This is a genomic window from Aerosakkonema sp. BLCC-F183, assembly GCF_041929145.1.
Taxonomy (GTDB): Bacteria; Cyanobacteriota; Cyanobacteriia; order Cyanobacteriales; family Aerosakkonemataceae; genus Aerosakkonema.
In genome coordinates this window covers 25,240-37,339 of sequence record NZ_JBHFNU010000034.1, presented here as the reverse complement: position 1 = coordinate 37,339, position 12,100 = coordinate 25,240, and the positions used below count along the sequence as shown (strand labels likewise).

The 12,100-nt window shown below is 43.7% G+C and carries 10 protein-coding genes; 3 read left to right on the top strand and 7 right to left on the bottom strand.

All coding sequences use genetic code 11. From position 1 onward, the window contains the following. Nucleotides 1–40: 40 nt before the first annotated feature. From ACE1CD_RS08805 to ACE1CD_RS08795, 3 genes are all read left to right on the top strand, one after another. Nucleotides 41–433: a hypothetical protein gene (locus ACE1CD_RS08805; RefSeq protein WP_374823280.1), complete on the top strand. Its 393-nt coding sequence runs from the start codon at nt 41–43 to the stop codon at nt 431–433. Between the two features lie 336 nt (nt 434–769). After that, nucleotides 770–1,894, top strand: coding sequence for a glycosyltransferase family 4 protein (locus ACE1CD_RS08800; RefSeq protein ID WP_374823277.1), 1,125 nt, complete (start codon nt 770–772; stop codon nt 1,892–1,894). A gap of 200 nt (nt 1,895–2,094) precedes the next feature. Next, a complete protein-coding gene (locus ACE1CD_RS08795; RefSeq protein WP_374823274.1) occupies nt 2,095–3,273 on the top strand; it encodes a TylF/MycF/NovP-related O-methyltransferase in 1,179 nt (392 codons plus the stop codon). Nucleotides 3,274–3,349: 76 nt separating this feature from the next. On the opposite strand, the gene ACE1CD_RS08790 is transcribed toward ACE1CD_RS08795, so the two are convergent. From ACE1CD_RS08790 to ACE1CD_RS08760, 7 genes are all read right to left on the bottom strand, one after another. After that, complete coding sequence (locus ACE1CD_RS08790; RefSeq protein WP_374823271.1) at nt 3,350–4,492, bottom strand: glycoside hydrolase family 68 protein; 1,143 nt, start codon at nt 4,490–4,492, stop codon at nt 3,350–3,352. A gap of 25 nt (nt 4,493–4,517) precedes the next feature. Next, nucleotides 4,518–5,666 (bottom strand): glycosyltransferase family 4 protein, encoded by a 1,149-nt coding sequence (locus tag ACE1CD_RS08785; RefSeq protein WP_374823268.1) that lies wholly within the window; start codon nt 5,664–5,666, stop codon nt 4,518–4,520. A gap of 74 nt (nt 5,667–5,740) precedes the next feature. After that, nucleotides 5,741–6,859 (bottom strand): glycosyltransferase, encoded by a 1,119-nt coding sequence (locus ACE1CD_RS08780; protein WP_374823265.1) that lies wholly within the window; start codon nt 6,857–6,859, stop codon nt 5,741–5,743. 36 nt (nt 6,860–6,895) lie between these two features. Further along, nucleotides 6,896–8,197, bottom strand: a complete 1,302-nt coding sequence (locus ACE1CD_RS08775) for a hypothetical protein (RefSeq protein ID WP_374823262.1) — start codon at nt 8,195–8,197, stop codon at nt 6,896–6,898. A gap of 38 nt (nt 8,198–8,235) precedes the next feature. Then, entirely contained in the window at nt 8,236–9,381 is a 1,146-nt protein-coding gene (locus ACE1CD_RS08770; protein ID WP_374823259.1) for a glycosyltransferase, read from the bottom strand. 4 nt (nt 9,382–9,385) lie between these two features. Continuing rightward, nucleotides 9,386–10,447 (bottom strand): glycosyltransferase family 4 protein, encoded by a 1,062-nt coding sequence (locus tag ACE1CD_RS08765; protein WP_374823256.1) that lies wholly within the window; start codon nt 10,445–10,447, stop codon nt 9,386–9,388. Nucleotides 10,448–10,601: 154 nt separating this feature from the next. Further along, nucleotides 10,602–12,041, bottom strand: coding sequence for an O-antigen ligase domain-containing protein (locus ACE1CD_RS08760; RefSeq protein ID WP_374790184.1), 1,440 nt, complete (start codon nt 12,039–12,041; stop codon nt 10,602–10,604). Nucleotides 12,042–12,100 lie beyond the last annotated feature (59 nt).

Genomic DNA, 12,100 nt, shown 5'->3' with positions numbered 1-12,100 from the left:
GTAGGCATCCTGCCTGCCCTTTGAGATTCTTTTGGAGGAGATGTCTAATCTACAACGTTTCCGCACGCAAAAAAACCAGCGCGATCGCGCTGGTATCGAAATAATATTCGGATTAGGCTCGATCGACGCTCAATCAATTATTCCTAACTCTGCATTAATTAAAGATATTAATGTTTCGTCTGCGTCCAATCTTGTTGAAGCTGCCGCAGTATCTTTGTGCTTGTTTTTACTTTCAGTTGTAGTGGAAAACACTTGCTCAATCAGTGATGAACTAACGGCAGCGATAAAAGAGATCGGTACAACAACAGGCCATGAAATAGTTACTATCAGCAAGATTGCCAGAGATAGGAACCAATCCTCTGGAGATAATCTGGGAGAACGCTTGAAGAATTTTAGCCAGTTTCTGAAAAAATATATACTTGTTAGGAAATAAGCACCCAGTAATGCGACGATAAGTAAATTCACGGTAATTAGTCCTTAAAACTTTCCAGTTATTCAAATTGTATTGCCATTAAACTCTGCTGCAATGACTAGCTCAGCGTTTTAACGTAAACTTCATCAAATTGGCGGAATTATGAAGTTGTGTTTAAACTATGTCAACGGTAATACACCTACTAGAATAGCTCCAAAGATGGATATCAGCAACTGATATATAAGTTTTAATGGGAAGGATTTGCTGTTGCTTGGGATAATCCGCCCAGTCAAAGCGTTGCACAAATTTTAGAGACTTACCGCTCATTCGAGACTGAAATTAATAGAGGTTGTTCGCGTGCAGAATATTGTCTCCCCTGTCGAAAGTAGAGTTGCCAACTACCGGATCGGCTTAGTCATAGAATGGTATATGGGTCACGTCACCCACGCACAAAATTTGGAGCGATCGCTGCGCCACAATCCCAGCATCGAACCGACTTGGATGCCAGTACCATTTCAAAGCGACGACATTTGGCAAAAATTGCCCGGTCACACCTTAAGGTTGAGCTTGCGAGCAAGGGATTTAGTACGCGCTGCTGTGCAAAAGAACGCTCTCGATTGTTTGTTTTACCATACGCCGGTGACAGCACTGCTGAGTTTGGGAATGATGCGGCGCATTCCCACAATTCTTTCCCTCGATTGCACACCCATCGACTTGGTGAGAATGGGAGCAGCATATAAGTACGATGCACCAAATAAGTTATTCGATCGCCTCAAGTTTGAATGGTTCCGAAGGATGTATGAAAATGCGGCGACGATCGTTGCGATGTCCGATTGGGCGAAAAACAGTCTTGTTCGAGATTACAACATTGCATCTGAAAAAGTGACGACAATTCTACCGGGATTGGATCTCAATCAGTGGCGTCCGACTGTAAAACAGGTAGGCAAAAATCAGCCGTTGAAACTTTTGTTTGTGGGTGGAGATTTTGAACGCAAAGGCGGTTACGTTTTATTGGAAGCGTTTCGATCTGGATTACGCGATCGCTGTACGTTAGATATAGTTACCAAAGACGAAATCGTTACCTCGGCAGAATCTGTGCGCCTACATCGCGGTTTGACGCCGAACAGTCCCTTGCTGCGGCAATTATTCGCAGATGCCGATTTGTTCATTTTTCCAACATTGGGAGATTTTATTCCATTTGTAGTTATGGAGGCGATGGCATCTGGTTTGCCGGTAGTGGCGACGAACGTGGGAGCGATACCAGAGCAAGTGGAGGACGGGGTGACTGGACTTTTGGTACCGCCAAACAACCCAAGTGCGATCGCACAAGCAGTTTCATCTTTGGCAAATAATCCCGATCGTCTTGTCGCAATGGGAATCGCAAGTCGCGATCGAGCAGAACGCCTATTTAATGGAGAACGCAATTACAAAGCTGTGGTAGACCTGATCGAGCAATGTGCGGATGAGAAGCGCAGCTTGTAGAGTTGGGATTGTTTGTCAGTCATCTAAATACGTCTGGCGAGAGAGATAATTTCCTGTTTTAGATTTAAAATTGTAATCATGTTTTTGCAAACGTAATATTCCGAATCAAACCCGAATTTAGGGAATCAAAAATCAACTTTTTTGATTCTCATAAAACAGCTTGTATCGGCTATTTTTTTTAGATTTGTCTAGGTGTTTCCATGTCAAGCAGCGATTTAGACTTGTTGAAAAAATCCAAGTTATTAAGACCCTTTAGAGAATTTAAGCATAAATTTGCCTCCCTTGAAGAAAGCAAGTATGTGCGGGGGATGACTTCATTTTCCGATACCCAATGGGTGAAATTTATTATAGGCGAAATCCTTAAAAATATAGCCAAGGGAGTAAATTGTATCGTTCTGCTTGGCTCTGGCCAATTGTCTCAAGAGGTTCAGCAAAATTTGCTGGCAAGTGCTGCCGATACAGAAAAGCTACGCATTCTTGTTTTGGACGTGAATGAGGAAGACTCTAGTTTGCAACCTACCTCAGACAGCCGGATTGAAAAGATTAAAGACTTAAGAGATGTGAAAGCACCTTACCAAGAGACAGTCTTTGTATCGTGCTTTATGTCTAACGCCGATGTGAAAAAATCGCTCCAAATAGTGCTGAGTCACCCCGAATTTCGACAAAGCGAATTTATTTTCAAAATTCGCATCTTAGATTCCTATCGGGCTCTCAGCAAGGATAAAGACATTTACGATAATCTTGGCACTTCCTATGTGTCTTCAATCTTTGATGACGGTCTGATTGATGATATATACGAATTCTCCTTAACAAAGGTTGAGCGCAAGTGCGAGGTTACCGATGCTTACGACCTTTATCAACTATTACTGCAAACCAAAAAAGTAGAAGGAGCCATAGCTGAATTTGGCTCCTATAAGGGGCATTCAGGTTTGATTATCAGCGAGATTGCGAAGCGGCTTCATTTCAATAAACAAATATATTTATGCGATGCGTTCGAGGAATTTCCCAAAGAAGACCTAGCGGTAGATAAGTTTTGGAACGATAGCCACTTTGTTAACTACGAAGAAGTCAAAAAAATATTCGATAATTACGAAAACGTACATCTCGTTAAAGGCGATTTCGCTGACACAATTGATGCCATTCCTGAAAACCAATTTTCTCTAGTTTATGTAGATTGCGACTCCTATCGTGCTGTAAAATTTGTTTCCGAAAAAATCTATCCCAAGCTAAATCATGGCGGCGTTATCATCTACGAAGACTACGGACATGACTTTTGTCTGGGTGCGCGTCAAGCAGTAGATGAGTTTTACGATAATAGAGAAGGCTGTTTTAGTTTTTTCTCAGCTTTTAGCGGCTTACAAATAGTTATCAAACTTTAAATCAATTGTAGGGTGCGTTAGCGCTAGCGTAACGCACCATTTCCACTTGGATTTCCGCAAGTTGGGAAATTAACGGTTATCGAACCTCGCTTAGTATGACAGGTTGATTGTTAGAATTGCGCTGCGATTGAGGTAAATTAACAATCTCAATTGAGTCATTATGCCAACAAACGCGAACTTCTGGTTTAATGGCTAATGTCATGCGTCTGTAATACCAGCCATAGGCAATGAATTCTTCTGGATTATCCGGTGCGGGAAAGAAGTTTGTACCATATATGCCAGTGCGATCGCTACCTTTGACGATCGGTTTTGCGCTCACAGGTTCGTAAGGCCCAGTTATGCGATCGGAAACATACCAGTAAAGTGTAGAATCGGTAATTTTGTCTTTACCCACTTTCTGTACCCAGCTTGGGTTTAGCCACATAGTCCAACAAGAGAAAAACAGGTGATATTTGCCATTTCTGTAAATCACTTGCGGTCTTTCCATTTCATAAAATGGCGATGCTTTTGTTCCCTCCACAAACGGTGTAGCAGCGGGTGGTAATAGTTCGTAAGGCCCACCAATTTTGTCCGCTACCGCTACACCAACACAACCGCGATATTTTCCTTCTCCTCCTTCCTTCAAATAAGCGCAAATAAACATATAGTATTTGCCTGTTTCCCGATCCTTAACAACATAAGGATCGCGCCACTGATAATGGTCGTACTCGTCATAACCCATCTGGCGTTTGAACTGTCCGTACCAACGATGATTGTCATCTGGTTTGACAAGTTCGCAGTTTGACGATCGCTCCCAATGTAACCCATCAACAGATGTTGCCAAACCAATGCCTTCATTCATTATTTCCAATCCCTTACCTGCGGCTGAATAAAAGAGGTAATAAACACCATCCTCTTTGTACGCAGAACCGGCAAGCATTCGTCCAGATTCCCATGAATTGGCAGGGTTTACCTCAAGTAAAGCTCCCACATCTTGCCAAGTTTTCATATCTGTGGAAATCGCACCGTAAATAGTGCCGTTCATCCACCAGTGCACTAGCTGACTCGCTCCTCCTAAATAGAAGAGGCGATAGATATCCCCATCTTTTAATATCCACGGGTCCCAACTTGGGTAACTATTCCACAACCGATATAAAATTCTTCTAGTTGTGCGTTTTCCTTTGGGTAGGAAGTCAACAAGTCGTGCGCTTAATTCGTAGAATTGGTTGTTGAATTTCATATCGTCGGTTAGGTAAGAGTGAGGTTTACATCAGAGAAACTTTTTGTGCAGTTTTACCATCTCCCAAAAGCTCATCATAAACAGCAGAAATTTCCTCCACCATATTAGCCACAGAGAATCGCTCCAAGTTTTGTTGAGCTGCTTGCTTCCATTTATCTCGTTCTGCGGAACTAGCTAATATTGATTCGATCGCATTAGCGAGAGCCGGAACATCTCCTGGCGGGACAAGAATCCCGGATTTTCCGTAATCTAATTGCTCTGGGATACCGTCTGCATTGCTAGCCACGATCGCACAACCAGCAGCTCGTGCTTCCGATATCACCAGCGGACAAGAATCCCGATGCGAAGCTAACACAAATACTTCCGCCGCTAACAAATAAGGTTTGGGATTGCTTTGAAAACCTTCAAAGTGAATCTGACTTGCGACGGATGACGCCGCCGCTTGAGTTTCAAAATTAGCGCGATCGTCACCATCGCCAACTAGATACAAATGCGCTGTAGGAAAACGCTTCGCCACTTGTGCAAAAGCACTTATCAACTCGGCAATACCCTTGCGTTTAAACATTCCTGCTACAGTGACGATCGCAGGTTGTTGCAAAGGTGCGGGAGTGCAACTATCTAAAGAAGGTAATCTCGGACTTCCTAAAGTTAAATTCCGCACCACTCGCATCTTATTTTTCGGAACACCGAGGCGAGACATATATTCAGCTACGGCATCACTAACAGGAATTACCCTTTCCGCCAAACCCATCAGTACCGAGCTGCGTTGATGCACGTTCTGAATATGCGCTACAAGACGATAATTTGCCGAACCGCGCAGAAATCGCGCCAGCAATATTCCTGTCATCATATGACAGTGAACGATATCTGGGCGAAATTCTTTGACGATATCTTGGAAGCGTTTTGCGGCTCGAAATAGCGATACAGGTCTGCGTTTTTGATCTAATTTGTAGTGAGATATGCCAAACCTTTCTAGTAAATCTTCATACTCGCCGCCAGCAGAAGCTATCGCTACGGTGTGTCCTGCTTGCGCTTGTCCACAGGCAATATCTATCGCTGCATTGATGATGCCGTTTCCCAATTGACGAACGTCGTTGAGTACGTGCAAAATTCGCAAGGAAGCGTTGGCGATCGATTCGGTTTGAGGATGTTGAGTTTTCGATGCTGTTTGCATTTTTTTACCTATGCTCGCAGTCAGGTTGAAGGTTTTTTTTGATTTTTGACTTTTGACTTTTGACTTTTGACTTTCTAGTTTCTGGCTCCGACGCTTTGCAAAACTTCTAAATAGCGATCGACTGCTTTATCTACTGAAAAATCTCTGGCTCGCTGTTGCAAAATTTTCGAGTCTATTGGCTCGTTCAGGGTTGCTAAAATTGCGTGGGCAAGAGCTTCCGCATCTCCAACTGGCACTAAATAGCCATACTTACCATTTTCTAAAATCTCCGCAGGGCCGCTGGGACAATCTGTAGAAACTACCGGAGTTCCTGTTGCCATTGCTTCAATCATTACTGTAGGCAATCCCTCAGCTTCAGAGGAAAGCACAAATCCTGCTGACTTCGCCATATAAGCATAAGGATTTTCGACAAATCCGGGTAAAGCGACATCATTTTCTAATCTTAATTCGCGCACCAAACTTTCCAATTGCGATCGCTTTTCTCCCTCACCCAAAATCATCAATCTGACTGCACGTTCCTGTCGAACTTGTGCAAAAGCGCGAATCAAAGTCGGAAAATCTTTTTGGTTAACAAGTCGTCCCACTCCTAACAGTACAGGCGGTTCTCCCGGCGCAAACCAAGGGTGATTTATTGGTGCTTTTGCCTTCTCAAAAACTTCTGGCATTATGACTGGATTGTAAATAACTTGGATTTTTTCTAATGGCAACCCGGTCATATCCGCCAAATCCTCCGCCACGCCTTGCGATACGGCGACAATTCCATCAGCCGATCGATAAAAATAGCGCAACAGGTGCGGCCTAATTTTGCCTGCGATCCCAGTGTCACCCTGCAAGTAGTGGGAAAGGTGATTATGCACGCTTAACACTACCCGCGTGGATACGCCAGCCAGACGTTGCGCCCATTTTCCCGCGTTAACGTTGTCTAGCGCCGATAGCAGCACCTGGGGTCGTTCTTGCTGCAAATAGCGCCGCAAAGCAAGGGTTTTAGACAGGATATCGGGGGATTTCAGGTCTATTACCCGCACTTCGATCGGCACTTTTTTCAGGTATGGCCCCTCAGCGTTTTGCAATACCAAGTCAATGTGCAAACCCCGCGCTGCAAGACCCCGCGCTAGGTGCAGCATCACCCGTTCGGCACCGCCGCCTGTCAGGGAAGGGAGAAATAAACTCACAGAATTGTTGTTTGATGTCATAGTTTTATCTCTTTAAATTGAGTATTTGCGTTTTGTTCAAACAGGTATTAACTCAACGACAATGGGAGCGTCTGGAATTTTTAGTTTCAGTTGTTTGGGATTGTCGGATTTTTTAAGGGGATTAACTGACTCGATCGGTTGGTAAGTAGTTGCATTTTTTATGGCAGTATTTAAGGTTAAAGTCACTTTTCGACTGGGTACATCAACATCTGCATTGGTTGGCTTATTAAAGCTGGCAACTTCTTGCCATAAAATCAGATAAAATTTGCCATCGCGTTTTTGCAAAAGCGTGTGATGCACGTCAGTTGTGTCCCCACTCAGACTATAGTCTAACGATCCGATCTCAAAGCTATCTCCTGAGTCTTGCAAAAGTGAAATCAGGTTTTTTACGGCAATGAAGGCAGGTTTCGGCGAACCATCATACCGCAACAAACCATAGTGAAGTTGAGAATTATTTGCTTCGGGATTCGGTTTTTGATCGATTAATTCATAACTGTAGGCGCGTTTAATGCCGCGATTGAAATATTCCAAAAACAAGCGGGGTAAGTATTTGGCAGAAGCTTTTTCTGAAACTCCAAATCCAGATTGTTCGTTAATCGCGTTGTGGTAACCGGACTCAGTAGCAACGATCGGCTTATCGCCGCACATAATTCTGGTCGCGGGTATCCACCGATTATCTAATTCCCAACTAGGCTGTCCCCAACCTGGGTAACTGTGCATAGTACCGATGTCGCAAGCAACAGTTCCCAGCTTGACAGCGTTCTCTGCAAAGGCTATTGATGGGCCCAAAACATCGAGATTGCCGATCGCAGAATCTGCTTTAATTGCTGCATAAAGTTCCGCTTGGTAAGTGCGAACTCCATCAGGAAAGTTTTGTCCTTTGTATTGAAGATCGGTATGTAGATCCCATTCATTTGCACCCTCTACTCCCTCAATAGAATTGGCCATAATTTTGGCAATATTGACGGCATCTTCGACAGTTTGGCCGTAGCGCGGGTCCATCACCAAAATCGATTTGATGCCGATTGTTGCTAAGTCGAGAAACTTTTGCTGAGTGGCGGTATCTCCTAGCGCTACGCCGTCTCGAATATGGCGAATTCCTAACTCTTGCAGGCGGGGTTTGATGATGTCGTCGTATCTCGCATAAGCAGTATCTGCATAATTTAGATGTACGACAACGCCGATCGAATCAACGAAAGAATCTGCACTGCGGGCTTGTTCTGGTTGTGTTTCCGCTTTTGGTAAAAATAGAACAGTACTGGTTAGAGCGATCGCACTTAACAAAGCCAATGTTAAAAATTTGTAGCGCCTTATCCATAATTTCAGTATTTTATTCATATAAACCTGCTTTTGAAACATCTATTTAAGTTTTTCAATTAAGTTTTAATAATTCCGGATAATAGTTGCGAAATCTGTTTATTTATGGCTGTTAAATTAAAGCGTTCGCTGGCTTCAATTTGTGCGTTGCGAGCAATGGTAGCGGCATTTTCTGGCCGATCGCGACAAGCGACGATCGCATCTGCCAATGCGATCGCATCTCCCGGCGGAACTAGCCATCCCGTCTTATTTGTTGCGATTAATTCGATCGCACCTCCAGCTTTAGCCGCAACAACAGGACGTTCGCACAGCATCGCTTCCACAATCACTCTGCCGAAAGGTTCTGGTGCTGTTGAAGTATGGGCAACTAAGTCACAGGCTTTCATCAATGGCACAATATCCGATTGAAATCCTAAAAATTTAACTCGGTTTTCCAACCCCATTGCTGCCACTTTTTCGTGTAAATCTTTGACATAATCCTCTTCCCCAAATAAAGCATCACCTACTAAAATAGCTGCGACATCTTCCGGACATTGTTTTAGCGATTGCAGCAAGATATGCTGTCCTTTCCAAGGCGAAAGTCGGCTGAATTGACCGACTAAAAATCGCCCATTCATTCCCAATCGCTGTTTAGCTTCTGCAATGTCGGCATCGCGGTTTTTATAGAGTTCAGGCGTAAACCCGTTGTAGACAACTTGGGTTATTTCTCGTCGTCCTCCAGCGGCGATAAAAGCTGCTTGAGTAGCTTGAGAATTGGCGATTACTAATGATGCCAAACGATTAGCCAGCGTCACAATAATGCGAATGTTCGTTTGGCTAAAATGTTCCGGAGAAATAATGTCATGCAGGTGATAGACGAGCGGACGACGTGCGATAAAACTAGCGATCGCACCCACGACTAAAGCTTTCTGAGTGTTGGCGTAAATTAAATCGCGATCGCGACTGAGACGAACTACCTTAGCAATTAAAGGTGCGAGGTTGCCAAAACTTTTTAACCCTTGTGCCAAATTGCTTTCTTTGCGGACTGCGATCGGTTCCTTTGCTAAAACTTCAACCGGGATATTGTGCTGTTCTAACAAATATCTGAAAGAACCATCTGCAAACAATCCAACTAAACAGCTATCTCGGTAAGGTTTAGCAATATCTAGCAGGCACAGTTCCGCACCGCCCGGTTTTCCGCTTTGGTCTAAAAATAGAATTTTCATAATCCTAATTTGAAATGGGAAATTTATCTGCGTGCATCTGCGTGCATCTGCTTTCATCTGCGTTCAAAAAATCAAAAAGCAAACGCTGCAAATGCTGCCGACCCAAATCTGACGCACAATATTTTTGTGCAAACTGCCTGCCATTTTCACCGAGTTGCTGACATTTGGCAGGATCGTTCCACAAATTGCGAATCGCTTTTGCTAAAGCATCGGGCGAAAATGCTTCGCAGGTGATGGCATTGCGATCGGGAAGCACATAATCGCTCACACCAATCGAATTTGTGATGATAAATGCTTTGCCAAGGTGCATTGCCGCCACAAGCGTAATATGACCGCAAGGTACTTCCGAACCTTTGAGCGGTAACACCATAAAACGCGAATATTTGAGGATATTCATCGCCTGGGATTCGGCAATATTTACCAAAGCTTTCACATTCGGTGGAACGCTCAGATTTTTTAAGTTATGCGGTCTAACTACAATCACCATTTTGATATCCGGCAGTTTTGCCATCGCTGCCATCAGCGTTTCGTAATCTCGCGCATTGCCACCGATCGCACAAATATAATCCCCTGTTTCTAAAGGTTCTTCTGGCTCAATTTGAGGTACAGCCATACTCCAAAAGCGCATTTCGATCCGTTCTGGCGGTATATCGAAATATTCGCTGTAGAATTCCTTTTCCCACTGTGAATAAACGACAAACTTGCTAATTTTTTTGCAAGCCCATTTATACAAGTGATACCTCAAACCGTGCGGCAGGTTGTGAAAATTAAAGGAATAGGCAATATGATTTGTTTGTACTCCTAGCAAGGTGGCAAACAAAACGCACCACAATGATAGTCGCGGGTTATGGGTGAATAACAGGTCAGCTTGCTGTTGCTTTGCACAACGAACAGCTTCTAGACAAGTGCGGAACACAGAAGTTCGCAGATACCTTTCGAGTTCTCCCCGCGATTTATCGGCATAAAAATACCAGCGCAGTTGCTCTCGATCGAGTTCAGGCGCAAACCATTTCCAATTGTCTCCCCAAAAAGGTGTGCAGCAAACGATCGATGCAGGTTGTTTCATAACGATTAACGCGAGCTACAATTTTCACTTTTGTTTGACTTTTGAGAGATTGCACCTCTGTTGGTAACGTTAGGCTTTTATCGTAACGCACCGTAATTATTTCGTTTTTAACTTTCGCTATCCTAACCTTAAATTTGCTAGTTTTACATCTAACTCAAGTAGTGTTTAATCGATTAAAGCTATCTTTTTTTATACCAAAAGTATGAGCTTCTTTTTGATGGCTGTAGTATTTACGCGCTGCCATAGCAATGCCAAGAAATCCCCACATAACTACACCGAAAATACCCAGTTGTACGCTGTTCAAACCAATCTGTGCAAAAACGGCGATCGCAATAGCGCGAGCCCCACTAAAAACCGGATCGAAGCTTGCCTCAGAACTCTCGAATATATTGAAAAAAAGTAGGAGAAGTCCGCCGAGGTAAGGTATAGTTCCAAACCAACCCAACGCGAACAACATAATCAAAACGCCGCTATCGTAGCTGCCAAAATCACCGCCGATATTTAATGAACTTCCCACTCCCCTACCAATAAACTCAGAAACAGCTAGACCCATCGCTTCATTGTAGCCTTCTGCTCTGGCATTGTAACTGGCATCATTTTTAGTATTAGTCAGTGATTCAATCCGGGAATTGATCGCATCAGAAAAAGGCTCAATTGTTGTGAGCGGAATGACAAACAATGCCATGATTAGAATGGTAATGACTAACCGCATTTGCAGACGCGGCTTTAAAGATGGAACGAAGACAACTAACCCCATCAACCAGCCTAACCAAGCAGAACGTGCTAAAGATAGCAAAAAAGATAAGTAGCCAAATGCAGCCGCAGGAAAAGTTAAAGGCGTTTTGTTAGTAAATAACAGTATTAAACCTGCCATCATCACGACGGCAAAAGGTTGGGGCGAGTTCATCGTACTAAATACGCGAATTCCCAAAGGTTCGGGAGTACCGAAGACTACTGTACCTGCATTGTTAAGCCAGTATTTATCCCACTCAGGCGCTACTAAATATTGCACTACTCCGTAGCCTCCAGTCAGTAACACGCCCCACAGAAAAGTGCGTTGAATATTCTGCTTAAGCTTGGGATAATCTCGCCAGTGTACAAATAAGTGGAATCCGAAAAGAATAGGAGTTATCCAACCCAAATAACTGAGGATAGCGCCTGCGATTGAGGCGTTAACCACTCCGACAAGAAAGCCGTAAAATGAACCGAAAACGCACATAATAAAAGGTAAGCCACCCTGCCGGTACGATTTGGGAAAGTATCGCACAAAGGTAATAATAGTAACCAATGTCACTAAATACGGCGACAGCAGAATGGGACTGGGATCTGTCCAACCGCTTTGATAATCTGCTAAACGGCGCACCCAAGGTGTGAGGAACCATATCCACCAGGTAAAACCCAAGTAGAGGATAGGGTATCGCAAATAAAGGAAAAGCCCAACGGCAAAAGTTCCCGCTGGAAAAGTCAGATTGACGATGCGTCCAGCACGCACCAGTATGCAAAGTGCTGTAAAAAGGATAAACCCGATAATCACCATCCAAGCTTGTGCTGGTTGGAGACGCAGGTGAAAACCTTTTGTAGGAGAATTAGACATGGGCGAAGCTAAAAAAAGTCAAAAGTCAAAAGTCAAAAGTCAAAAATAAGAGGGAAAAG